At 34.1% G+C, this 25,105-nt stretch carries 22 protein-coding genes, 1 other RNA gene and 1 other annotated feature; of the genes, 20 read left to right on the forward strand and 3 right to left on the reverse strand.

The annotated features are described in order from the left end of the window. Window positions 1-33: 33 nt before the first annotated feature. Window positions 34-423 carry a TIGR04086 family membrane protein gene (locus I5818_RS08790; protein WP_071977020.1) on the reverse strand — a complete coding sequence of 130 codons (390 nt, stop codon included), beginning with the start codon at window positions 421-423 and terminating at the stop codon, window positions 34-36. A 190-nt stretch (window positions 424-613) separates the two neighbouring features. On the opposite strand from I5818_RS08790, the gene I5818_RS08795 reads away from it, so the two are divergent. Continuing rightward, window positions 614-1,276 carry a DUF421 domain-containing protein gene (locus I5818_RS08795; protein ID WP_071977009.1) on the forward strand — a complete coding sequence of 221 codons (663 nt, stop codon included), beginning with the start codon at window positions 614-616 and terminating at the stop codon, window positions 1,274-1,276. A 21-nt stretch (window positions 1,277-1,297) separates the two neighbouring features. On the opposite strand, the gene spoVB is transcribed toward I5818_RS08795, so the two are convergent. Then, complete coding sequence (spoVB, locus tag I5818_RS08800; protein ID WP_071977010.1) at window positions 1,298-2,842, reverse strand: stage V sporulation protein B; 1,545 nt, start codon at window positions 2,840-2,842, stop codon at window positions 1,298-1,300. Between the two features lie 106 nt (window positions 2,843-2,948). Here spoVB and I5818_RS08805 point away from each other — a divergent pair, with 106 nt between their 5' ends. The 9 genes from I5818_RS08805 to dtd all read left to right on the forward strand — a co-directional run bounded on the left by I5818_RS08805 (window position 2,949) and on the right by dtd (window position 14,620). Further along, entirely contained in the window at window positions 2,949-3,269 is a 321-nt protein-coding gene (locus I5818_RS08805; RefSeq protein WP_078110048.1) for a post-transcriptional regulator, read from the forward strand. Window positions 3,270-3,563: 294 nt separating this feature from the next. Further along, window positions 3,564-5,825 (forward strand): protein translocase subunit SecDF, encoded by a 2,262-nt coding sequence (gene secDF, locus I5818_RS08810; protein WP_209391893.1) that lies wholly within the window; start codon window positions 3,564-3,566, stop codon window positions 5,823-5,825. A gap of 336 nt (window positions 5,826-6,161) precedes the next feature. Next, complete coding sequence (locus I5818_RS08815) at window positions 6,162-6,878, forward strand: SDR family oxidoreductase (protein ID WP_078110909.1); 717 nt, start codon at window positions 6,162-6,164, stop codon at window positions 6,876-6,878. Further along, window positions 6,850-7,914: an S-adenosylmethionine:tRNA ribosyltransferase-isomerase gene (locus I5818_RS08820; RefSeq protein WP_235849756.1), complete on the forward strand. Its 1,065-nt coding sequence runs from the start codon at window positions 6,850-6,852 to the stop codon at window positions 7,912-7,914. Before I5818_RS08815 ends, I5818_RS08820 begins: the two co-directional genes overlap by 29 nt. Before the next feature lie 22 nt (window positions 7,915-7,936). Continuing rightward, window positions 7,937-8,296: a VOC family protein gene (locus I5818_RS08825; protein ID WP_169846952.1), complete on the forward strand. Its 360-nt coding sequence runs from the start codon at window positions 7,937-7,939 to the stop codon at window positions 8,294-8,296. Window positions 8,297-8,395: 99 nt separating this feature from the next. Next, window positions 8,396-10,765 carry a single-stranded-DNA-specific exonuclease RecJ gene (recJ, locus tag I5818_RS08830; protein WP_078110907.1) on the forward strand — a complete coding sequence of 790 codons (2,370 nt, stop codon included), beginning with the start codon at window positions 8,396-8,398 and terminating at the stop codon, window positions 10,763-10,765. Further along, window positions 10,756-11,268 (forward strand): adenine phosphoribosyltransferase, encoded by a 513-nt coding sequence (locus I5818_RS08835; RefSeq protein ID WP_078110906.1) that lies wholly within the window; start codon window positions 10,756-10,758, stop codon window positions 11,266-11,268. The genes recJ and I5818_RS08835 overlap by 10 nt, the downstream gene beginning before the upstream one ends. A gap of 637 nt (window positions 11,269-11,905) precedes the next feature. Then, window positions 11,906-14,095 (forward strand): RelA/SpoT family protein, encoded by a 2,190-nt coding sequence (locus I5818_RS08840; protein WP_058002067.1) that lies wholly within the window; start codon window positions 11,906-11,908, stop codon window positions 14,093-14,095. A gap of 87 nt (window positions 14,096-14,182) precedes the next feature. Beyond that, on the forward strand, window positions 14,183-14,620 hold the full coding sequence (gene dtd, locus I5818_RS08845) for a D-aminoacyl-tRNA deacylase (RefSeq protein ID WP_058002068.1): 438 nt from the start codon (window positions 14,183-14,185) through the stop codon (window positions 14,618-14,620). A gap of 73 nt (window positions 14,621-14,693) precedes the next feature. Here dtd and I5818_RS08850 read toward each other — a convergent pair whose 3' ends face one another. After that, complete coding sequence (locus I5818_RS08850) at window positions 14,694-15,968, reverse strand: N-acetylmuramoyl-L-alanine amidase family protein (protein ID WP_158022168.1); 1,275 nt, start codon at window positions 15,966-15,968, stop codon at window positions 14,694-14,696. 326 nt (window positions 15,969-16,294) lie between these two features. Between I5818_RS08850 and I5818_RS08855 the strand changes: the two genes are divergently transcribed. The 10 genes from I5818_RS08855 (at window position 16,295) to I5818_RS08900 (ending at window position 25,034) form a co-directional block, all read left to right on the forward strand. Continuing rightward, window positions 16,295-16,471 (forward strand): hypothetical protein, encoded by a 177-nt coding sequence (locus I5818_RS08855; protein ID WP_169846956.1) that lies wholly within the window; start codon window positions 16,295-16,297, stop codon window positions 16,469-16,471. 62 nt (window positions 16,472-16,533) lie between these two features. After that, window positions 16,534-16,762 (forward strand) — a binding site (T-box leader). Window positions 16,763-16,864: 102 nt separating this feature from the next. Continuing rightward, window positions 16,865-18,136, forward strand: a complete 1,272-nt coding sequence (gene hisS, locus I5818_RS08860; protein WP_058002070.1) for a histidine--tRNA ligase — start codon at window positions 16,865-16,867, stop codon at window positions 18,134-18,136. 13 nt (window positions 18,137-18,149) lie between these two features. Beyond that, window positions 18,150-19,919 carry an aspartate--tRNA ligase gene (gene aspS / locus I5818_RS08865; RefSeq protein ID WP_078110824.1) on the forward strand — a complete coding sequence of 590 codons (1,770 nt, stop codon included), beginning with the start codon at window positions 18,150-18,152 and terminating at the stop codon, window positions 19,917-19,919. Window positions 19,920-20,015: 96 nt separating this feature from the next. After that, window positions 20,016-20,204: non-coding RNA, 6S RNA (gene ssrS / locus I5818_RS08870), on the forward strand. A gap of 188 nt (window positions 20,205-20,392) precedes the next feature. Further along, window positions 20,393-21,157, forward strand: coding sequence for a tRNA threonylcarbamoyladenosine dehydratase (locus tag I5818_RS08875; protein WP_058002072.1), 765 nt, complete (start codon window positions 20,393-20,395; stop codon window positions 21,155-21,157). A gap of 142 nt (window positions 21,158-21,299) precedes the next feature. Further along, window positions 21,300-22,073 carry a hypothetical protein gene (locus I5818_RS08880; RefSeq protein WP_078110823.1) on the forward strand — a complete coding sequence of 258 codons (774 nt, stop codon included), beginning with the start codon at window positions 21,300-21,302 and terminating at the stop codon, window positions 22,071-22,073. Between the two features lie 5 nt (window positions 22,074-22,078). Further along, complete coding sequence (locus I5818_RS08885; protein ID WP_058002074.1) at window positions 22,079-22,456, forward strand: GntR family transcriptional regulator; 378 nt, start codon at window positions 22,079-22,081, stop codon at window positions 22,454-22,456. Continuing rightward, a complete protein-coding gene (locus I5818_RS08890; RefSeq protein ID WP_071975012.1) occupies window positions 22,446-23,168 on the forward strand; it encodes an ABC transporter ATP-binding protein in 723 nt (240 codons plus the stop codon). Before I5818_RS08885 ends, I5818_RS08890 begins: the two co-directional genes overlap by 11 nt. After that, window positions 23,165-24,088, forward strand: coding sequence for an ABC transporter ATP-binding protein (locus tag I5818_RS08895; protein WP_071975011.1), 924 nt, complete (start codon window positions 23,165-23,167; stop codon window positions 24,086-24,088). Before I5818_RS08890 ends, I5818_RS08895 begins: the two co-directional genes overlap by 4 nt. Next, window positions 24,081-25,034 (forward strand): ABC transporter permease, encoded by a 954-nt coding sequence (locus I5818_RS08900; protein WP_078110822.1) that lies wholly within the window; start codon window positions 24,081-24,083, stop codon window positions 25,032-25,034. The genes I5818_RS08895 and I5818_RS08900 overlap by 8 nt, the downstream gene beginning before the upstream one ends. The last annotated feature ends 71 nt before the right edge of the window (window positions 25,035-25,105 follow it).

Raw genomic sequence — 25,105 nt, forward strand, 5'->3', positions numbered from 1 at the left:
AAAAAAGAAGCAACCGTATGGATGCTTCTTTTTTTAGGCTTTTCTAGGAGGGGAGGATGTCATATTCACTCCTAAGACACCACCCATCATGGCAGTTAGAATATAGCAAATATGATAAATCGTTTGTTCAGAGGTGAAAAGCTTTTCGTAACCTAGATATTGAAAAAGAAAAATAATGAATGTGTAAACGATCCCTGTTAACCCACCAGAAAGCCACCCTTTTTGTTGTCCCTTTCCTCCACAAATGAATCCGCCAATAAATAAAGCGATAAATGAAATAATAGTAACAATTAGTTTTATTGAACCTTCTTGAAGCTCAGTGAATCTTAAAATGAAAGCAAAAATGACACTTGAAATGGTAATTAATACAAAGATTGTTAATACCCCAAAGATTAGACTAGTCCCTAGCTTTTTAGCTCCGATTTTTCATCTCTCCCTTCAGAAAATCCCTTTTTCTACTAGTACAAGCATATTCAAGAAAAACAAAATTAGACTAATATTTTTTTATTTTTGAAGAAGTAAGGATTAATGTTATAACAATTTTTTACCAAAGGTTTTGTCACTAAAAAGAGACATACTAAGTAGGAATGATTATACATAGGAGGATTTTAAAATGGGCTTGTATCAATACTTTACAATCGGTTGGAAGACAGTCATATTATATCTTCTTATTCTTGTGATTTTTCGATTAATGGGAAAACGTGAAATTGGGGAATTAAGTGTACTTGATTTAGTTATTTTTATTATGATCGGTGAATTAGCTGCTGTGGCAATTGAAAATCACGCAGAGCCTATTGGTCATACCATTCTTCCAATGGTCATCTTACTTGGGATCCAAGTTTTCTTTGCGTTAATTTCGTTGAAAAGCCCTACATTTCGTAAAATGATTGATGGCACTCCATCCATCGTTATTCGTAAAGGCAAAATTGATGAAAAAGCAATGAAAAGACAGCGTTATAATTTTGATGATTTATTAATGCAGTTAAGGCAAAAGGATATCAATAATATTGCAGATGTGGAGTATGCCATTTTAGAAACATCTGGTGAATTATCCATTGTAAAAAAGGATAAGAAAAAGAAACAAAAGCAAGTTTTTACGCTCCCATTTATTGTTGATGGTGAAATTTCGCATGAAAATCTTGCTAATCGCAAAGTTTCCGAAATGTGGCTTCGAAGAGAGTTAAGAAAAAGAGGATATTCCGATATAAATCAGATATCCTTCTGCAGTTTTCAAGATGGTGAATTTTATATTGATTTAAAGGATGAATCGGAATAGAGAAGGGATACAATATCCCTTCTAGACAAATTTTTTAATAATTGGTATATAAGATAAATCTTCTTTATTTATAAGTTTTGTTAGGAGTAATAATAATAGATAAACAATAGAAGTAATAATGATTCCACAGATTAGTCTTGTGAATATCGTTTCTTGTATTAAATAATGATGGTACCACCAATAGCCGATAAAACCAGATACTAAGGTAGTTATTAGAAATTTAACATATTCAAGAATATATATAGTAAATTGTATTTTTTTTATTATTGTAGTGTAGTGAAGTAATGTGACAAGTAAAGTGCTTGTCATTATTCCTAGTGCTGCCCCAGTAATTCCATAATCGGGATTAGATGCGAGGATAAAAATCATACCTAGTTTGACAATTGCACCAATCATACTATTTATCATTGCCGCTTTTGCTAGATCCAGTGCTTGTAAAGTTGCCTGTAGTGGACCTTGATAATATTGAAATATAAAAAATGGGGCCATAAGCTTTATTAAATTTGTTCCATTTTTAGACCCATACACGGTTTCCATAAGCGGTTCGGCGAAAACATACAAAATAACAACGGATATCCCCCCGGCAAGTAAAGCAAAGCGAAGGGCTTGCTGTAATCGATGCTCCACTAAAGAAAAATTTCTTTGTGAACTAGCTTCACTGATAGCAGGAACAAGTGCTGTAGATAGTGAATGGGTTACAAATGAAGGTAGCATAAGCAATGGCAATGCAAAACCTGTTAATACTCCATATTCCTTCGTAGCAAGGCTTGCGGTAAATCCAGCAATGGCTAAACTATGAGCAACAACAATAGGCTCTAAGAACCAAGAAACATTTCCAATAAGTCTGCTCCCTGTGGTTGGCAGTGCTACTCTCAAAAGTTCACTGATTGTTTCCTTTCCTTCCTTCATAACATGAAAAAAATTCCTTCTTACCTTAAATTTCTTTTTCAATTTAAACATAGTAAACATATAGGCTAGAGAAGCAAGTTCCCCAACAATAGAAGCAAACATTGCACCTGCAGCAGCATATTGAATCCCATATGGTAAAAAGAGAGTAGTCAGTACAGCAATTAATACAATTCGAACAGCTTGTTCAATCATTTGGGAAATTGCAAATGGTTTCATGTTTTGCATTCCTTGGAAATACCCTCTAAGAACAGCAGAGACGGCTACAATGGGAATGATAGGGGTGATTGCTACTAATGGATAGTAAATTCTTGGATCAGTAAATAAGGTTTTTGTTAAATAGGGTGCTAATAAAATTAATCCAGGTGTAAAGATAAGGGATAATGAAACCGTTATTGTAAGTGAAACCACTAGTATTTTTTTTATTTTTTTGCGATCTCCTAATGCGGCAGCCTCCGCCACACATTTCGAAATGGCTACAGGCAGTCCTACTTGTGTTATTGTAATAACAAGCATTAAAGTCGGAAATGCCATCATATATAAGCCCACACCTTCTCCACCAATAAAACGGGCAATAACCATCCTGTTAATGAAGCCAAGAACCCTTGTGATAAGGCCAGCAACAAGTAAAATCATTGTTCCTTTTAAAAATTTAGACATCCAATTGACCTACCTTCTCAAAAGCGGTATTTTCATATACAATAAAATGTATATGCAACAAGATGGACAAAGCATGACAAGTTCATTATAAAAGGAGCGAAGGGGATTGAGGGAGGCTAAACATATTTATGATCAATATTTTGGGGTATTAGAGCCAGCTTTAAAAAGTAAGGCAGAGGAATTTGAACTTATAGGATACGGTAAAATCGAAACTCGGGATTTATGGAACTTTTTAAAGAAAAAAATTTGGAAGAGGCGAACAGAAGATATTCATATGCATGAATTAGTATCAGATGTTTTAGCAATTAAAATAGGAGATTTTATGAACTTTACCACTGTAGAAACCTATCGCACTACTAGTTGGAATGTAGAATTAAATGAGGAAGAGCTACAAGCATTATTACATACAAAAGCCGATAATTTGTAACTTTTCTTTTTTTCTTTAAAGCTGTAAAAAATAGGCTTCGAATTATTTTCCTACATCCATACTTCGTAAATTTTAATCGATTATTACATGATTTAATATGGTATAAGTTTATAAAAAAGTGCTTAAAAGAAAAATTGACACATTTTTTTTTCTACTTCATAATGTTATTATCGTTTTTATTTTATATAGTTCCAGTTAGTGTCTTAAAGTTTCAATGTATTTTGATATTAAAGATGTTTGGTGAAAGCAATTGGTTTACACGCTTTTCTTAATTTGCTAGGAGGATTTTACATAATGGTAAAAAGAAGTCGTATTATAGCCTTTTTCTTAATTATTCTGCTATTTGCAGGATTAATGGGTGGGACAACCAATAGTATTTTGAAACATATTAATCTCGGCCTTGATTTACAAGGTGGTTTTGAAGTTCTTTATAAGGTTGAACCTGCGAAAAAGGGACAAAAAATTACAAAAGATGTAATGACGAATACCGTTGAAGCGTTAGATCGACGGGTAAATGCACTTGGAGTTAATGAACCTACTATCACTATCGAAGGAAAAGATAAAATTCGTGTTCAACTTGCGGGTGTCAAAGATCAAAAAGAAGCGAGAGATATATTAGCTACTACTGCGAATATTTCATTTCGCGATGTGAATGACAATAAATTAATGGATGGAACCGATTTAGTTGAAGGCAAAGCTAAACAATCCTATACGCAAAATGGACAGCCAAATGTCGTTTTGCAAGTAAAAGATCGTAAAAAGTTTCACGATGTAACACAAAAAATTGTAAATATGGAACCAAATAATCAATTAATTATTTGGCTCGATTTTGAAGAAGGAAAGGATTCCTATAAGGAAGAATTGAAAAAGAAGGATCCTAAATTCCTTTCAAATCCAAATGTGAGAGAAGTATTTAATACGGACACAGTTACTATCGAAGGGAACTTCACCATCCAAGAAGCACAAAATTTAGCATCATTACTAAAGGCTGGAGCACTTCCGGTAAAGTTAAAAGAAACTTACTCGACTTCAGTAGGAGCTAAATTCGGAGAGCATGCTTTAAATAAAACGATTGAAGCAGGGATCATTGGTGTTGCAGTAGTATTTTTATTTATGCTGTTCTATTATCGTTTACCAGGTCTTGTTGCCGTAGTAACCCTTTCTATCTATATTTATTTAACGCTATTGGTATTTGATTTGATCAATGGAGTTCTAACTTTGCCGGGTATTGCGGCATTAGTCCTCGGGGTAGGTATGGCAGTAGATGCCAATATTATCACGTACGAACGGATTAAAGAGGAATTAAGAGTAGGTCGAACGGTTAAAGCTGCATTTGCAGCTGGTAATAAGCAATCCTTTATGACGATATTTGATGCCAACATTACAACGATTTTGGCAGCTGTTGTATTGTTTGTTTATGGTTCAAGCTCTGTCAAGGGGTTTGCTACTTTACTAATTATTAGTATATTACTTAGCTTCATTACAGCCGTTTATGGTTCTAGACTTTTCTTAGGGCTTTGGGTGAATAGTAATCTTCTAAAGAATAAACCAGGCTTTTTTGGAGTAAAACAAAAGGATATGCACGACATTTCTGAAAATATGGATGCCCATAAGCTTCCTACAAAATTTGATCGCTTTGATTTTGTTAAGCATCATAATAAATTTTTCATGTTTTCGATCATTCTAACAATTGTTGGAATAATTGTTCTATCCGTATTTAAATTAAATTTAAGTATTGACTATACAAAAGGGACAAGGGTTGAAGTGTTGGCAAAACATTCATTAACTGCGTCTCAGCTACAGAAGGATGTTGATAAATTAAATTTATCGACTGAGGATATTGTTCTATCAGGGAATAAAAACGAGATCGGGGTTATGCGTTTTAAGGATGCCTTTAATAAAGCTGAAGTAGCGCATATTACGGATTACTTTACAAAGAAATATGGTCCAACAAATGTGAGCACCGTCTCTCCAACTGTAGGGAAGGAATTGGCGAAAAATGCCTTTAAATCGGTAATCATAGCTTCCATTGGAATAATTATTTACGTCGCGTTCCGTTTTGAATGGCGTATGGGAGTAGCGGCAGTTGTGGCACTTCTACATGATGCCTTTCTAATGGTTACCTTCTTTAGTATTACAAGGCTAGAAGTGGATCTTACCTTTATTGCGGCGATCTTGACGATTATAGGTTATTCAATTAATGATACGATTGTTACCTTTGACAGAATCCGTGACCATATGAAATTTAAAGGGCGTTTGAAAACAGCTGAAGATATTGCAGAAATTGTAAACGTAGGTTTGCGTCAAACGTTAACACGTTCAATTAATACTGTATTAACTGTAGTCATAACAGCTGCTGCATTGTTTATTTTCGGAAGCGAATCAATTCAAAACTTCTCAATTGCTTTACTTGTTGGTTTAATTATGGGTTGTTATTCTTCCATTTTCATTGCTGCACAACTATGGTATGTCTTAAAGAAACGTGAATTAAAGAAAAAAGGACCTATTAAAACAGTTAAAGAAAAACGTAAATGGTCTGATGAACCACAGGTGTAATTAAATAAAAATCAAAGCTATCTGATTAAATGTCAGATAGCTTTTTTATTTTTTATAAGGCTCTTTTCTCAAACATTGTTGCAATTCAAGTAAAGTTATAATTTTAAACCGATGATCACTACATTTTTTATTTTACTGAGAAAAGTGCTGCAATCTACATAAGACCCGTTAGTGGTGCTTATGCAAAATCAACAAATAATACGAAAACAGCCTTTTTATAATTGTCGAAAAATTGATAAGAAAAATAATTGACTATTTAATTTGATAATTATTATAATAAATATACTTATTATATAAAAATGTATAAAAAGTATAAAAATGATTGGGGGAAACGTAATGAATAAAGTAGTCATGATTACAGGCGCATCAAAAGGTTTGGGTAAAGCGTTAACTTATTATTTTGCAAATGAGGGTTGTGATTTAGCAATTTGTGCACGAGGTGAAGAGCATTTGTTGCAGGTTAAAAATGATATAGAAGCAATGGGTAACAACATTTTAGCTGTAGTGGCAGATGCATCCATTCCAAAAGATGTTGAACGATTTGTGGCAATGACTGAAGCTCATTTTGGAAAAATTGATGTACTCATTAATAATGCATCCATACTTGGTCCTAGTCCGATGCCATTTTTAATCGATTATCCAGAGGAAGATTTTATGGAGGTTATGCGTGTGAATTCGATCGGTCCATTTATTGTTTCAAGACGGGTATTACCAGGGATGTTATTGCGTAATCAAGGAAGTATTATTAATGTCACGTCTGAGGCAGGAAATACAGGATTTGCTGGATGGGGAGCATATGGTGTTTCAAAGTTTGCTTTAGAAGGATTAACGGAAACATGGGCCGATGAATTAAGTGAAACGAATATAAGGATAAACATGGTGGATCCTGGTGAAATGGATACGGAAATGCATAAACTTGCCGTACCCGACTGTGATTATGAACTTGCTGATCCTAATCAACTCGTAGATGTATTTGGCTATTTAGCATCTGACCAATCGATAGGCGTAACTGGAAAACGAATAAATGCACAGAATTTTTTTAGGGAAGGATGAACAGCATATGGTAACCAATGTATTGAATTTCCATTTACCTGATGAATTAAATGCAATTGCTCCTCCTGAGCGGAGAGGAGTAAGAAGAGATCATGTGAAAATGATGGTGCTTAATAAGAAGAATGGAAAAATAGATCATAGTTTGTTTTTTCGTTTAGACCAATATTTAAATAAAGATGATCTAATTATATTAAACTCAAGTCGAACAGTACCAGCAGATCTTCAAGGGATATGTGAACGGACTCAAAAGCAAGTTGGAATTCGCCTTGCTCATCAAAAAAATCCTTCATTATGGGAAGCACTTATAATTGGTGATCACTTGAAAAAGGGGGAAAAAGTAAAGTTCAATTCGAAATTAGAGGCAACAGTCACCCATTCGGATCCTAATCAACCATTTTCAATCCTTCAGTTTAATATGTGCTGTTCTGATTTATACAACCAAATTTATCAAATCGGTGAACCAGTAAGATATGAATATACAAAAGAAGCATGGTCATTAGACTATTATCAAACCGTTTTTGCAACAACGCCAGGTTCTGTTGAAATGCCTTCAGCTGGTAGAGCGTTTAGTTGGGAGCTTCTTTTTCGTCTTCAGAAAAAAGGTGTGAAAATAGCCTATCTTCAACTTCATACTGGTTTAAGTTATTTGTTAGATGATCGATGGCATTTAGGTCCTCTTGATAATTTTGAAAAGTACGTAATCAATGAGGCGACTGTAGAAGCTATTAAAAAGACAAAAAAAAATAATGGTAGAGTTATTGCAGTTGGTACGACGGTTGTCCGGGCTCTAGAATCTGCTGTTGATAAATATGGGGAAATCACAGAAAAGGATGGTTGGACCAATTTGTATATTGCCGCTGATACAAAGCTTCAAGTAGCTGATGGACTAATTACAGGTTTCCATGAACCAGAAGCCAGTCATTTGGATTTGTTAACTGCATTTGTCAATCCTAAGCATTTATATCATGCTTATCAAGAGGCACTGAGCCATAAATATTTATGGCATGAATTTGGAGATATGAATCTTATTATTTAATTATAAAAGAAGGTGGTCGTTTTTGAAGGTTCATCACTTTGGAATAGAAGTTTCAAATTTGGAAGAATCCATCTCTTTTTATATAAATATACTTAATTTAGAAGTGTGCAGTAAATTCCAATTCATGGATGAAGAGATTGTTTTTCTTTCAGGAAATGGTTTATTGATCGAATTAATCAAACGAAACCTTCCGACGATGAAGCTAACTTCTACTCATTTGGCATTAGAAATCGAGAATTTAGAAGAAATGATTAGTCATTTTAAAAGCAAAGGTTTGGTTCCAGTTGAGGGTCCTTATCAATTATCTAATGGGTGGAAAACTGTGTTTTATGAAGGCATTGATGGAGAGATATTGGAATTCTTAGAAACAAAGTATGATTAAGTCATTGATTTGTTAATCTTTAACTATTTTTCTCCCCTTTCATATAGATGACATCTAGAAATCGTCATTGTATAATATATAGGTTGGAGGGGTGGAAATATGTTAAAGTCAAAAACACGATGGGTCGTGCGAGATACAGATCAAAATGCTGTGAAACAACTCGTAAATCATTTAAACATAACTCCACTCGTAGCTACTCTATTAGTGAATCGTGGAATTGAAAAAATTGAAGATGCTAAATCCTTTTTATATGGTGAAAGTGAATCCTTTCATGACCCATATCTGCTTTATGGGATGGAAGAGGCAGTTGATAGAATACGCTTAGCTATAAAAAATAAAGAACAAATATTAATTTATGGAGATTATGATGCAGATGGTGTAAGTAGTACATCTGTCATGATGACCGTATTAAATGATTTAGATGCCAATGTGGATTTTTACATACCCAATCGTTTTACCGAAGGTTATGGTCCAAATGAAGAGGCATTTCGCTATGCAGCATCCATTGGAATTGATTTAATTATTACAGTTGATACCGGTATAGCAGCTGTACATGAAGCGGATATTGCCAAAGAGCTAGGAATGGATTTAATTATAACCGATCATCATGAACCGGGTCCTATTCTACCTCAGGCATTGTCAATTGTGCACCCGAAACACCCGGAAAGTCATTACCCGTTTAAAGAATTAGCAGGTGTAGGGGTTGCATTTAAAGTAGCTCATGCATTATATGGAAAAATTCCCGAACATTTACTAGATATTGTATCGATTGGAACTATTGCCGATTTAGTTCCATTACGTGGAGAAAATCGCCTTATTGTAAAAAATGGCCTTAAAAGATTAGTTAAAACTGAGAATAAAGGACTCCAAGCGCTGTTCGAGCTAACAAATACTAAACAATCAGATATTAATGAAGAGACAGTGGGGTTTGTTATTGGTCCAAGGTTAAATGCAGCTGGCAGGCTGGACAGTGCAGACCCTGCTGTAGAACTGTTACTTACTAACGATAAAATAGCAGCCGAAAATATTGCCCAAGAAATTGATGCAATGAATAAAGAACGCCAATCTATCGTCAATGAGATAACTAAAGAAGCCATTGCTATGGTGGAAGATAACATGGAATTAAAAGAAAGCCATGTACTTGTAATAGGTAAAGAGGGATGGAATGCAGGTGTAATTGGTATTGTTGCATCGAGGCTAGTAGAAAAATTTTATCGCCCTACTATTGTTTTGAGTTTCGATCCTTCAACAAATTTGGCTAAAGGATCTGCTCGTAGTATTGTTGGTTTTGATTTATTTAAAAGCTTATCAGCATGCAGGGATATTCTCCCTCATTTTGGAGGTCATCCAATGGCTGCTGGTATGACCTTGAAAATTGATGATGTTTCTCAACTAAGAAGTCGATTACATGAAATAGCTAAAGATGTATTAACAGAGGAAGATTTTGTTCCTATTACTGAAATTGATGCGTGTATTCCCATTGAGGATATCCATCTTGAAGCAATTGAACAATTAAATTTACTAGAACCTTATGGGATGTCTAATCCGAAGCCAAAAGTGTTAGTACAAGACTTATCTATTTCACAAATACGTCAAATAGGTGCTGACAATAAGCATTTGAAGGTAATATTTGAAAAGTCAGGAGTTCATTTGGATGGAGTCGGTTTTGGGTTAGGTGAATACTCCATGCAAATTTCCCCGCTTGCATCTGTTTCTGCTATTGGTGAACTTGCAGTAAATGAATGGAATAATATTAGAAAACCACAAATCTTTATCAAAGATATGATGATTGAAGAATGGCAACTTTTTGATGTAAGAGGACATAAACCTCTAAAAAAGTGGATTCAGCAAGTACCTATGGATAATAGTATATTTATTGTATTTCATGAAGATAACATTAAAGAACTTCAAAAATCAGAATTTAATGGTACAATCGTCCACTTGGAGGATATTTCACAAGCACAGTCTTTAAACATTAATGGTGGAAATATTATACTATTAGATCTTCCTCCTTCAAAAGAGATACTAGAATCATTGATAAACAACAAACAACCATCGAGGGTCTACACTTATTTTTATCATAAAGAAGAACATTTCTTTAGTACTTTACCAACTAGAGAACATTTTAAATGGTTTTATGCGTTTTTAAGAAAACGGGGGACATTTGATTTAAATCGCTTTGGGAATGATTTAGCAAGTCACCGTGGTTGGACAAGAGAAACGGTTGACTTTATGTCACAGGTGTTTTTTGAACTAGAATTTGTTACAATAAAGAATGGGTTAATTACAATTCATCCAGTTAAATCGAAAAGAGATTTATTGGAATCATCCACATATCAAGAAAAATTAGCAAAAATGACATTAGAAAATGAATTATTATTTTCATCCTATCAAGAATTAAAAAAATGGTTTGATGAAAGAATGATTGGTTTGCAAGATGTTGAGGAGGAAACAAAGCAATGGACTTAAAACAATTTGTTACAATTGTTCCAGATTGGCCCAAAGAAGGAATTGTATTTAAAGATATAACGACTTTAATGGATAATGGACAAGCATATAAATATGCGACAGATCAGATAGTAGAATACGCAAAAAAAAGAGAAATTGATTTAGTTGTAGGACCGGAAGCAAGAGGATTTATTATCGGATGTCCGGTTGCCTATGCACTTGAAGTAGGATTTGCTCCAGTAAGAAAACCAGGAAAACTACCTCGTGAAACGATAAAGGTAGAATATGGCCTTGAATATGGTAAAGACGCATTAACTATTCATAAGGATGCAATTAAACCTGGTCAAAGAGTATTAATTACAGATGACCTTCTCGCAACTGGTGGTACGATTGAGGCTACAATTAAATTAGTTGAAGAGCTTGGAGGAATTGTAGCTGGAATCGCTTTTTTAATTGAACTATCCTATCTTGAGGGAAGAAAAAAGCTGGATGTTTATGATATTTTAACGTTAATGAATTACTAATTTTCTTTACAATGCTATATTAGCTAAGTAGTAAAAAGCACTCGATTTGGGTGCTTTTTATCTTAGAATAAGGCTCTATTTCTAAAACATTGTTGCTATTTATATAAAGTGTTAACAAATAACTATCATCTGAAGACTACTACACCCTTCATTTTAATGAGAAAAGAGCTATAAACTTTATAAATATCGCTTTAATCTTTAATTGGGTGTAAAAGCCGTTAATCAGGCTTTTATATAGCACCAAACTATACAAAAATTACCTAGAATAATGAAACTTGTAGAAAAAACTGCATTATTCACTTTACTTTATACGTTTTTTTTTCGATAATAGTAATTATAATCATTTTAAACTTAGTATTGTTATTTTTATTAAATAGTTGTCCAAATATAGCGTCCTGACCCTAGTCGAAAACTAGTAATAAAGAAAATCAAAAAACGGATTTTCTTGGAAAGTTATAAAGCCAACTTTCCTTTTATAGAAAATCAAAAAACGGATTTTCTTGGAAAGTTATAAAGCCAACTTTCCTTTTATGGAAAATCAAAAAACGGATTTTCTTACGTCTTTAGGGCTGGCCTGGCCTGGCCAAGGCGCTTATGCTTTTCTATCTTACATTAAAAATTAAAGGTGATTTTATATATGGCGAAGGATCAAATAATGTCCGCCGAACAAGTAATTGATCGTACAACTAAATATTTGAACGAAGAACATGTTGCCTTAGTGCGTAAGGCATATGAATTCGCTGCTGACGCTCATAAAGAGCAGTATCGTAAGTCGGGTGAACCGTATATTATTCATCCTGTTCAGGTAGCAGGAATCTTAGCTGATTTGGAAATGGATCCGTCTACTGTAGCAGCAGGATTTTTACATGATGTAGTTGAAGACACAGCAGTAACATTAGAAGAGCTTTGCGAAGCATTTAATGAAGAAGTAGCAATGCTTGTCGACGGAGTAACAAAGCTTGGAAAGATTAAGTATAAATCGCATGAAGAACAACAAGCAGAAAATCATCGAAAAATGTTTGTTGCAATGGCGCAGGATATTCGTGTTATTCTCATAAAGCTTGCAGATAGGCTCCATAATATGAGAACACTGAAACATTTACCTGTTGAAAAACAGCGTAGGATTGCCAATGAAACGATAGAAATATTTGCTCCTCTTGCACATCGACTTGGAATTTCCAAAATAAAATGGGAGCTTGAAGATACCGCACTTCGTTATTTAAATCCCCAACAATATTATCGAATTGTCAACTTAATGAAAAAGAAGCGGGCAGAACGTGAGCAATATTTAGATGATGTCATCGAAGAAGTTAATGAAAGACTTGAAGATGTTTCCATTAAGGCTGAAATTTCTGGTCGTCCTAAGCATATTTATTCTATTTATCGTAAAATGGTTTTACAACATAAACAGTTTAATGAAATTTATGATTTGTTGGCTGTTCGCATTATCGTGAATAGTATAAAAGACTGTTATGCTGTATTAGGAATCATTCATACATGTTGGAAACCAATGCCAGGTAGGTTTAAGGACTATATTGCTATGCCTAAGCCAAATATGTATCAGTCTCTTCATACAACGGTCATTGGTCCAAAGGGTGATCCTCTTGAAGTTCAAATTCGAACGATTGAAATGCACCGGATATCAGAATATGGGGTTGCTGCTCACTGGGCATATAAAGAGGGCAAAGTCGTTAATAATCAAACCTCTTTTGAAAAGAAATTATCTTGGTTTAGAGAAATTCTTGAATTTCAAAATGAATCTGAAAATGCAGAAGAATTTATGGAATCATTAAAAATTGATTTATTTTCAGATATGGTTTTTGTCTTTACCCCTAAGGGTGATGTAATTGAATTAGCGTCTGGGTCTGTTCCAATTGATTTTGCTTACCGTGTCCATTCTGAGATTGGGAATAAAACCATTGGAGCAAAGGTAAATGGGAAAATGGTGACACTTGATTATAAATTAAAAACCGGTGATATAGTAGAAATATTAACTTCTAAGCATTCATATGGTCCTAGTCAAGATTGGGTAAAAATGGCTCAAACAACTCAAGCGAAAAATAAAATTCGCCAATTTTTTAAGCGCCAGCGTAAAGAAGAAAATATCGTTAAGGGTAAAGAATTAGTAGAAAAGGAAATAAAGAATTTAAATTTTGATTTAAAAGAGATATTAACAGCTGAAAATATAAAACGTGTATCAGAGAAGTTTAATTTTTCAAATGAAGACGATATGTATGCAGCAGTTGGATATAATGGTATTACTGCACTTCAAATTGCTAATCGACTGACAGAGAAATTAAGAAGAAAACGTGATCAAGAAGAGGCAGTTAATGAAATTGTAGCAGACATGAAGGCTCCAGCTAAACCGAAAAAACGGGATACTGGGGTAACGGTAAAAGGGATTGATAATTTACTCATTCGTTTATCTAGATGTTGCAATCCTGTCCCTGGAGATGAAATTGTTGGCTTCATTACTAAAGGAAGAGGTGTTTCTGTACACCGAACAGATTGTCCAAATGTTACTTCTGAGGAACTGCAAAACCGTTTAATCGAGGTTGAATGGGAATCTGATACAACCGTTAGTAAGGAATACAATGTTGAAATCGAAATTTCTGGTTATGATCGACGTGGCTTGTTAAATGAAGTTCTTCAAACGGTAAATGAGACGAAAACAAATATAACAGCTGTAAGTGGACGTTCTGATAGAAATAAAATGGCAACAATCATAATGTCTATCTCTATACAAAATATCAGCCATCTTCATAAAGTAGTTGAACGAATTAAGCAAATACCTGATATATATTCCGTTCGTCGGATTATGAGTTAGGTAGAAGTCGAATGACGAATGACTAATTGTTTTATTCAATAAATAGGGTGTTTTGATCGGTAGTTAGATGTAAAGGAGTCATATAGTATGAAGGTTGTATTGCAAAGAAGTAAGCAAGCCAGTGTTAAAGTGGATAGGGAAGTAGTAGGGGAAATATCCAATGGGTTTGTATTGCTAGTTGGAATTACACATGAAGATACAGAAAGAGATGCAAAATATTTAGCAGATAAAATCGTCCATTTAAGAGTTTTCGAAGATGAAAATGAAAAGATGAATTATTCTTTATTAGATGTAGGCGGTCAAATTTTATCTGTTTCCCAGTTCACATTATATGGTGATTGTCGTAAAGGAAGGCGTCCTAATTTTATGGAAGCTGCCAAGCCTGACAAAGCAGAAGAAATCTATCAACTTTTTAATCAAATGTTGAGAGATCATGGAATCTATGTAGCCACAGGGGAATTTGGAGCTATGATGGATGTTTCCTTAATCAATGATGGTCCTGTTACACTAATAATTGAAAGTTAATAAAAGGGGTGTCTAGTAAGAGGTCTGACTCTTTATTAGACATCCCTTTTACATTATTAGATACGATTAGCGATTAATTAAAATAATTGACTAGACCATTATATATTCCATCAGTCATTAATTCTTGGTACTTTTTACTGTTAATAGACGCTTCTTGAACAGGATTACTTAGATATCCTAATTCTAAAAGGACAGCAGGTTGTGTGTTTTCTCGAATGACATGAAAGTCACCAAAACGAACACCACGATTGTTCATTTCTAATATATTTGAAATTCCATTATTAATATTTTCTGCTAGTATCTTTTGATAGGAGTGATAGTAATAACTTGTATGGCCAACGACACTTTGATCATCAATACTGTCATAATGTAGACTAATAAAAGCATCTGCACGATGGATAGAAGACAGATTAACCCTTGCTGGTAGCGGCACAAAAGCATCTTTTTCTCTAGTTAAATAAACGATGGCACCGTCTTCTTTTAATTTATTTTTTAAAATTTCCGCAGTCTGTAAAGTAATATCTTTTTCAAATGTTCCACTAAATCCAATTGTACCTGAATCTCGTCCTCCATGACCTGGGTCAATAACAATGATTTTTCCCTTTAATCCTTTTTCTTTCTTTTTGTCATTGTCTTGAACTGTTTCCATTGTCGTTAATACGACCCAAGAGGCGACATATGCAAAGTTCCCGTTAGAAAGCTGAATTTTGTACCAATTATTCTTCGTTTCGACAACCGTATAGGAGTCTCCACTACTTCCTTTTCCAACAATTGGTGATGAGGTGCTCGGCTGACTTCGTAGGTTCGTTCCATTATGTATGATTGTTACGTTCAATTGTTGCGGAGTGTTCATTTCATTTTTACTATCAAACATAATATATTGGCGACTAACCCAACCTTTTTGTCCTCTATTACCAATTGAGATTTGGATCCAATCCTTTGACTCGTTCAAAATTTGAATGGCTTCACCTGCGTTTAATTTTCCAATAATGTTTCCTGAGAGATTGGGTGTAGAACGAATATTCAGTCCATCAACCGTAACTATACCCTTGCTTTCCAAATGCTTCTGTTGCTCATCTACCGAAACAAGATAATCTGCAACCCAACCTTTTTTCCCGTTTTCAAGTTGAATTTCATACCAATCTTGTTTTTCCTGCAGTAATCCATATGTTTCTCCTATTTTCCCTTTATGGATGATTGGATAAGAAAGTCCAGGTCCTTCTCGAATATTGAGAATTTCTACTTCAACCTTCACAGTTGCCTCGGCTTGTACATAATAGAAGGGTTGGATTGACCCTATAGTTATGAAGACTAATAAAGTAAACAATATAAAACTTCTTTTAATCAAGCGATGAAACACCCCTTCTAGAAATCAAGTGATGAAATATGTAAAGTGTCTAATATTCAGTTCTTGAAATATTTTAAAAATCCTTTTTTTATGAAAGAAAAAAAGGTGATTGGGAAAAGATAAAAATAAGACAAGAATTGATAATTTTAATGATGTTTTGAGGCGATTCATTTTTCTTCGACGATTGAGCGGTAAAACAATTCCAAGTATAGAAAATGAATAAGTATAAGGAATTAAAGGTAACCACGATTAATTTTGCTATCGAATCATGGAAAATACTTTCGTGTTTTTTGACAGAAAAAATTAGTAATAAAGGAGTAAAAGTGATGCGATCAAATGAAAAGAGCCAGTTAGTTACAAATGGGGGAAATCAAATATTTGGCACCAATTTACATTCGTTTATTGAAAGAGAAAATCAAGCAACTTCATTAGAGCTTGCATCGGAATTTGGGTTATCATTAGGCGACGTGAAATTATTAAAAAAGAAATTAGGGAGAAATTAATTTTGCCTTGACAATACTATTACTGCCCCGTATTATTATATAAATAAAATAAAAATATTCGCATATAACCAATGATAAAGAATAGTAGTTAAGAAACACATGAAAAGAGAGGAAATGTCCAAGGCTGAAAGCATTTCTACATGCTGACTTAATGAATGAACACTTTGTAGGTTTTGCCCTGAAAGAGGTTTTTCTAGTAGGGGTAAACGTCTAGCAGGCGTTAACTGTGTTAAGTGGAAGCATTTGCTTCAATTAGGGTGGCACCACGGGAATAAAACTCTCGTCCCTTGTTTTTTAAACAAGGGACTGAGGGTTTTTTTATTTATATGAATCAATTTTATATTTTTACTGCTGAGTAAAGTCTCAGTCCTTGGACATGAAGGAGGTTTAATAATGGCTATACAAATTCCACGAGGAACCCAGGATATTTTACCTGGAGAGGTAGAAAAGTGGCAGTTTATTGAGGCTGCTGCAAGGGATCTATGCAAAAAATATCAATATAAAGAAATAAGAACCCCGATATTTGAACATACAGAGCTATTTCAAAAGGGAGTAGGCGATACGACTGATATCGTTCAAAAGGAAATGTACTCGTTTGATGATCGTGGAGGAAGAAGTTTAACCCTACGTCCTGAAGGTACGGCATCAGTGGTCCGTTCCTATACCGAAAATAAAATGTTTGGAAATCCTAGTCAGCCTGTAAAGCTATTTTATAATGGTCCAATGTTTCGCTATGAAAGACCACAGGCTGGACGATTTCGCCAATTTGTTCAATTTGGAGTAGAGGCATTAGGTAGCCAGGATCCTGCGATAGATGCAGAGGTAATTTCTTTGGCAATGGAATTATATAGTCGTCTTGGATTAAAACATTTGAAATTAGTCATAAACAGTTTAGGTGATAAAGACAGCAGAATTGCTCATAGGAATGCACTTATCAATCATTTTAAACCAAGCATTGGGGAGTTTTGTTCAGACTGCCAAAATCGACTAGAAAAGAACCCTCTAAGAATACTCGATTGTAAAAAGGATAGAGACCATGAATTAATGAAATCTGCTCCATCAATTCTTGATTATTTAAACTCTGAATCGAAAGAATACTTTGATCAAGTATTAGTGTATTTACAGGAATTAGGGATTGAGTACGAGGTTGACCCTACCCTTGTTAGGGGACTAGATTACTATAACCATACAGCATTTGAGATTATGAGTAATGCTGAGGGGTTTGGAGCTATAACAACACTATGTGGTGGTGGTCGATATAATGGACTAGTCCAAGAAATGGGTGGACCTGAAACACCAGGAATTGGATTCGCTTTAAGCATTGAGCGATTACTAGCAGCTTTAACCGTGGAGGGAATCACACTCCCGTTTGAAGATGAAATTGATTGTTATATAGTTGCGCTAGGAAATGAAGCAAAACATAAAGCAATGATCATGCTACAACAGTTAAGAAAAGAAGGATTTTCAGCGGAAAAAGATTACCTCGACCGTAAAATGAAAGCACAATTTAAAGCAGCAGACCGTATGAAATCCAAGTATGTAGCTATTTTAGGTGAGGATGAACTAGAAAAAGGAATCACTAATTTGAAAAATATGGAAACGGGTGAACAGGTCGAGATTTCACTTGTTGATTTTATTAATGAATTTAAAAGGATCTGTAAGTAGGGGGCTAAGAAAGATGTTTGGACGTACTTATTATTGTGGAGAAGTTACAGAACAGCATATAGGTGAAACAGTTATATTAAAAGGATGGGTACAAAAGAGAAGGGATTTAGGGGGATTAATTTTTATCGATCTTCGTGACCGTTCAGGAATTGTACAAATAGTTTTCAACCCTGATTTTTCTTCAGAAGCTTTAGCAATTGCAAATAAAATTCGTTCAGAGTATGTATTAGATGTTAAAGGAACGGTAGTTGCAAGGGATGAATCTACAGTCAATGAAAAATTAAAGACTGGAAAAATTGAAATCAAAGTAGAAGAAGTGACAATTATTAATGAAGCGAAAACCCCACCATTTATGATTGAGGATCAGACAGATGTGGCAGAAGATCTTCGCTTGAAATATCGTTACCTTGATTTACGTAGACCGGTTATGTTCGAAACTTTTAAAATGCGTCATGATGTTACGAAATCATTTCGTCGTTTCCTTGATGACGAAGGGTTTTTAGATGTTGAAACACCAATTTTAACGAAGAGTACTCCAGAAGGAGCACGTGATTATTTAGTTCCTAGTCGTGTACATCCTGGGGAATTTTATGCACTACCTCAATCTCCACAAATATTTAAACAATTATTAATGGTTTCTGGATTTGATAAATACTATCAAATTGCTCGTTGTTTCCGTGATGAAGATTTACGTGCTGACCGTCAGCCAGAGTTCACACAAATTGATATTGAAACAAGCTTCTATAGTCAAGAAGATATCATGGATATGACGGAAAGAATGATGTCTCGCTTAATGAAGGAAGTAAAAGGTATGGATCTTCCTACTCCATTACCAAGACTGACATATGATGAAGCAATGAGCAGATTCGGATCCGATAAACCAGATACGAGATTTGCAATGGAACTCATAAACGTTTCTGAACTTGTAAAAGATTCTGGATTTAAAGTTTTTGCAGCTGCAGTAGCTAATGGGGGGCAGGTAAAAGCCATTAATGTGAAGGGTGCAGCTAGTCAATATTCTCGAAAGGATATTGATCATTTAACAGAGTTTGTTTCTCGCTATGGTGCGAAAGGATTAGCTTGGTTAAAAGTGGAAGAAGAAGGTTTGAAAGGACCAATCTCTAAATTCTTCTCTCCTGAAGAACAAGAGCAAATGAGTACTATTTTAGAAGCTGTTACAGGAGATTTATTATTATTTGTGGCAGATAAGAAATCTGTTGTCGCTGATGCATTAGGTGCACTTCGTTTAAAATTAGGAAAAGAGCTTGGGTTAATTGATGAATCTAAATTTAATTTTCTCTGGGTAACAGATTGGCCATTATTCGAGTATGACGAAGAAGAAGGTCGATATTATGCAGCTCATCATCCGTTTACAATGCCAGCACGTGAGGATATAGAAAAATTAGAAACAGATCCGGTGAATGTTAAAGCACAGGCATATGATTTGGTTTTAAATGGTTATGAATTAGGTGGTGGCTCATTACGTATTTTCGAAAGAGACATCCAAGAAAAAATGTTCAAATGCCTTGGTTTCACTGAGGAGCAAGCTAGAGAACAATTTGGATTTCTTCTTGAAGCTTTCGATTACGGCACGCCACCACATGGAGGAATTGCTTTAGGTTTAGATCGAATTGTTATGTTATTAGCTGGACGTACCAATTTACGTGATACTATTGCATTTCCTAAAACGGCAAGTGCAAGCTGTTTATTAACTGAAGCACCAGGAACGGTAAGTGAACAGCAGTTACAAGATTTACATTTAGCATTAAATGTTAAAGAATAATTATGCAATGAATGATTGTCAAAATTCGTAACATTTTTCTGACTATAGTATGATTGAAAAATGAATTTTACTATGGTAAGATTTTAATCAATAAGATAAGTCCTGATGTGTACGTTCCATGTACCTATTCGTTTTGACCGAACATATTAACAATGGGAGTTTGGAGTTTTCATGTGGCATACATGCCTTATTGATAAGGACGTATAAAGCTGGAACAGAACACCCACCTGCTTTTAGAGCGGGTTCAAAACATTAGGATTTTACGACGGCATGATTGGGGCTTATCTCTCATATTAACCATTCAACCCTCTACAGATAGAGGGTTTTGTTATTGTTTAGCTTTGAGGCTTTTAGTTTCTAGTAGATTGATTTTATCTTAGGATTTGTTTATTCTTAATCAAGGAAATAAAAAAGCAAGGGGATATCTATCCCATTTTGCGATTAAGACAAAGTAGAATTTTGGAGATGATATTGTGCTTCATCAGTTTTCGAGAAATGAATTAGCAATTGGAGTAGAAGGAATTGAAAAAATTAAAAATAGTACTGTAGCGGTACTTGGTGTTGGCGGTGTAGGATCATTTGCTGCTGAGGCCTTAGCAAGATCAGGTGTTGGTAAATTAGTGTTAGTGGATAAAGATGATGTAGATATAACGAATATCAATCGTCAGTTGCCTGCTTTATTATCAACAGTCGGCCAATCTAAAGCGGATTTAATGAAAGAAAGAATTAAAGATATAAATCCTGAATGTGAAGTAATTGCTCTGAAAATGTTTTATACTGAAGAAACCTATGAGGAATTTTTTAGTCATCAATTAGACTATGTTGTTGATGCTTCAGATACTATTGCTTATAAGATTCATTTAATAAAAGAATGTTTAAATAGAAATATAAATATTATTTCAAGTATGGGTGCTGCAAATAAAATGGATCCAACCAGATTACAAATTGCGGACATCTTTAAAACACATACCGATCCTATTGCAAAAGTTATCCGTACAAGACTTAGAAAAGACGGAATTCGTAAAGGCATTCCTGTAGTCTTCTCCGATGAAAGTCCAATTGTTATTCGTGAAGATATTAGAAAGGTTGTTGGTAATGACGATGCAGAAATAAGAAAAGCTAAAATGCCTCCGTCCTCAAATGCCTTTGTTCCATCAACCGCAGGATTATTTATGGCAAGTTATGTCATTCGGGATATTGTCAAGGATATTCCAATAAAAAGAGTAAAAGATCGATAAAAGTCGTCCTTTAGGGCGACTTTTTTTATTTGGAATAAAAAAACATTAGCTAGAAAAAATAGTAAATTTATATTGACATGTATGTATGTGTTAGTGTACTATTTTTGTAGTACACTAATACAGTGTGATTTGGAGGTACATAATGAATTCGTTAGTTGGTTTGGTAAAGAAAGATTTAATGATTTCACGATTTTTATTTATCGTCTGGTTTGCAATCAATATTTTATTTATGATTGGCTCATTTTTTTTGTCTAAATACATGCATGAACCTATGGTGCCAATAGGTATATTCATCATGCTATTGGTGCTCAATACTATGTTAATTCCTGTTTTAGTATCTGCTTCTTTGAGAGTGGAAGGGAAAACTCAGTTATGGTTATATAATCCACAAAGCAGTACAAAATTGCTGCTATCAAAAATTATCACAGCCGTCAGCTATCAAGTAATCTCATTGATACTATTATTCGTTTATGGCTATATTGTTTTTAAATTTTCTATTTCTTCTACTATTAAATTGGATTCTATACTAATAAATGAATCATTTTCTGTTTCTATTTTTCTTATGGCTTTTGGTTTATATCTAACATTCTGGATTATGTTTTATTGGGCGATCTATCATTCATTAGGTAAATTTCCGAGGATTAGAAGGGTTCGTTGGTTAGTAATTGTAGTAATTTTTATTGTGTTATCAATTATGGAGGATCTAATCTTAAAAATCGACGCTTTTTCCAATCTATTAGATAAATGGCATTTTTCTATTGGCTTAAACCCTTCTTTTCAGTATAAAAACGCAACGTGGAATTTCACATTTGCAAATACAGATGTACCACTAATTCCTATTTTGATTTATATCTTCATTTCGCTCATCTTATTCGTTATCACCAGCTGGCTATTGGATAAGAAGGTTGAGGTGTAGACAGTATGACAGAAGAATTTCTTGCAACGAAGCCGATCTATTTGCAAATTGTTGAACGGATATGTCAGAAAATTATACGTGAAGAATTAAAATCAGGAGAAAAATTACCATCCGTTCGTGAAATGGCTATTCAATCTGGAGTGAATCCAAATACGATTCAACGAACATATGGGGAGTTGGAAAGAATGGATATTGTGGAATCAAGAAGAGGACAAGGTACATTTGTTACTGAAAATATAGATGTGCTTAAGCAACTAAAAGATCAAATGAAAACGGAAATTGTCGAGACCTATGTTAAAAGTATGCAGGAACTTGGTTTTACTAAAGGAGAGATGTTAGAAGGGCTTGAGCATTATTTAGGGTGGGATAAAGATGACAATTGAACTGAAGAATGTTACTAAAAAATATGGAAAAGAATTTTCTTTGAAAAATACGAGTATGACATTTGAAAAAGGAAAAATTTATGGTCTACTTGGTCCAAATGGAAGTGGTAAATCGACTACATTAAAAATGATTGGCGGTTTAGTCTATCCTAACAGTGGAGAAATTTTGGTTAATGGAAAAAAGGTAACTAGAAAAATATCGCAAACTGTCGCCTATTTAACTGAATCAGATATGTTTTATGATCCATTCACAGTTAAAGATATGATTCAATTTTATCAGTCCCAATTCAGCGATTTTAATATGGATAAAGCATTACTTCTTTTAACAGAATTAAAATTAGATCGTTCAAAAAAAATCAAACAGTTATCGAAAGGTAATCGTGGAAGATTAAAACTCGTCTTAGCTCTTGCAAGAAAAACATCTGTACTGTTACTAGATGAACCATTTTCTGGATTAGATCCGATGGTTAGAGATTCAATCGTAAAAAGTTTATTATCCTATATCGATTTTGGAGAACAAACTGTTATCATGGCAACACATGAAATTAATGAAATTGAACCATTATTAGATGAAGTTGTTGCTATTTATAATGGGAAGATTCTCGGTCATAAAAATGTGGAAGATTTAAGAGAAAAAGAAGGTTTGTCTGTCTTAAAATGGTTTAAACAAGAAATGGAGTATATTGACACGAAAGGGAGAGAGGAAAAATGAAACCAGTTGTTGAACTGAAAAATGTCACGAAAGTGATTAAAGGAAAAAAAATTATAGATAATTTAACTTTTAATATACAGGAGGGTGAAGTATTCGGATTTTTGGGTCCAAACGGTGCCGGTAAAACGACTACTATCCGAATGATAGTTGGTTTAATGAAAATTTCTTCTGGTGATATATTGGTTTGTGGAAAAAATGTAAAAAGCGAATATGAAGATGCATTGAGAAATGTTGGCGGGATTGTTGAAAATCCAGAAATGTATAAATTTCTTACGGGATATCAGAACTTAATGCAATATGCAAGGATGATTAAAGGGATTACAAAGGAAAAAATAAATGAGGTCATTGAATTGGTCGGTCTGGAAGATCGTATACACGAGAAGGTTAAAACGTATTCCCTAGGGATGAGACAACGTCTAGGCTTAGCACAAAGTTTATTGCATGAACCTAAAGTAATGATTTTAGACGAACCAACTAATGGGTTAGATCCCGCAGGAATTCGTGAAATTCGTGACCATTTAAGGAAACTAACTAAACAAAAAGGAATGGCTGTTATTGTATCTAGCCATCTTCTATCTGAAATGGAAATGATGTGTGACCGAATTGCGATTATACAAAAAGGAAAATTAATTGATGTACAAAAGGTTCATGATTTTGTTTATGAGGATGATAAACAAAAGTACTTTATCGAAGTAGAGTTAACTGATAATGCCAAGGAATCTTTGAAAACTTTACAAGAATATTCAATTAAACAAGTAGAGACTGGAATTGAAGTGGAAATTGAAAAAAATCAAGTCCCTGAATTCATTCAGTCTTTAATTCAGGCAGGAATTCGGATTTATGAAGTAAAGCCGATGTCAAAATCATTAGAAGATCGCTTTTTAGAGATCACGTCAAAGGAGGAGAAAGTACATGCTTAAACTGGTTTATAATGAATGGATTAAAATATTTAAACGTGTAGGCACTTATGTAATGATCGCATTAGTTCTAATTGGTGTGATTGGAAATGGTGCTCTGACCAAATACTATGAATCTAAAGTACAGCAACCATCTAACAAGGAATGGAGAGCAGGTATTACCCAGCAAATTAAAGCTGATGAACAAAATTTAAAGGATCTCCCAAAATCAGAAGATAAAATGAAAAAATATTATGAACAGAAGATTGAAATCAATCAATATCGTTTAGATCATAATATTCCTCCTTCAGATCAATCCAATGGTTACACTTTTATAAGTGATAATACCATGCTCATTTCATTTGTTGGTTTATTTACCATCATTATTGCCGCGGGAATTGTTGCTAGTGAATTTGGTTGGGGGACGATAAAATTACTATTAATTCGTCCGATTAATAGATGGAAAATATTATTATCAAAATATATTACGGTCCTATTATTTGGTATTCTATTACTTGCCATCCTATTTGCTTCTTCTGGAATCCTAGGATTTATCTTATTTGGAAACGAAGGAGATCATATTCACCTTGCATTTTCAAATGGCCATGTCGTCGAGCAAAATATGATCTTGTATTTGATGAAAACATATTTACTTTCTTCATTAGATGTAATCATGCTAACAACGATGGCCTTTATGATTTCAGCTGTATTTAGAAATAGCTCATTAGCCATTGGAATATCAATTTTCTTATTACTAATGGGGGGAAATGTTACCGCACTTATCGCAATGAAATATGAATGGGCTAAGTATATCCTGTTTGCTAATACAAATTTAATGCAATATTTTGATGGGACACCATTAGTATCAGGAATGACTCTTGGGTTTTCCATCATTATGTTACTTATATATTTTATTATTTTTATGCTACTCGCTTTTGGTATTTTTACTAAGAGGGATGTCGCAGCATAAAGGGATAAAGGGATGGACGATCCATCCCTTTTTTTGTTTTAGAGTTTTTCGGTTTTCAATAAAAAACGTTT

It is taken from the genome of Heyndrickxia oleronia (genome assembly GCF_017809215.1).
Classification (GTDB): domain Bacteria; phylum Bacillota; class Bacilli; order Bacillales; family Bacillaceae_C; genus Heyndrickxia; species Heyndrickxia oleronia.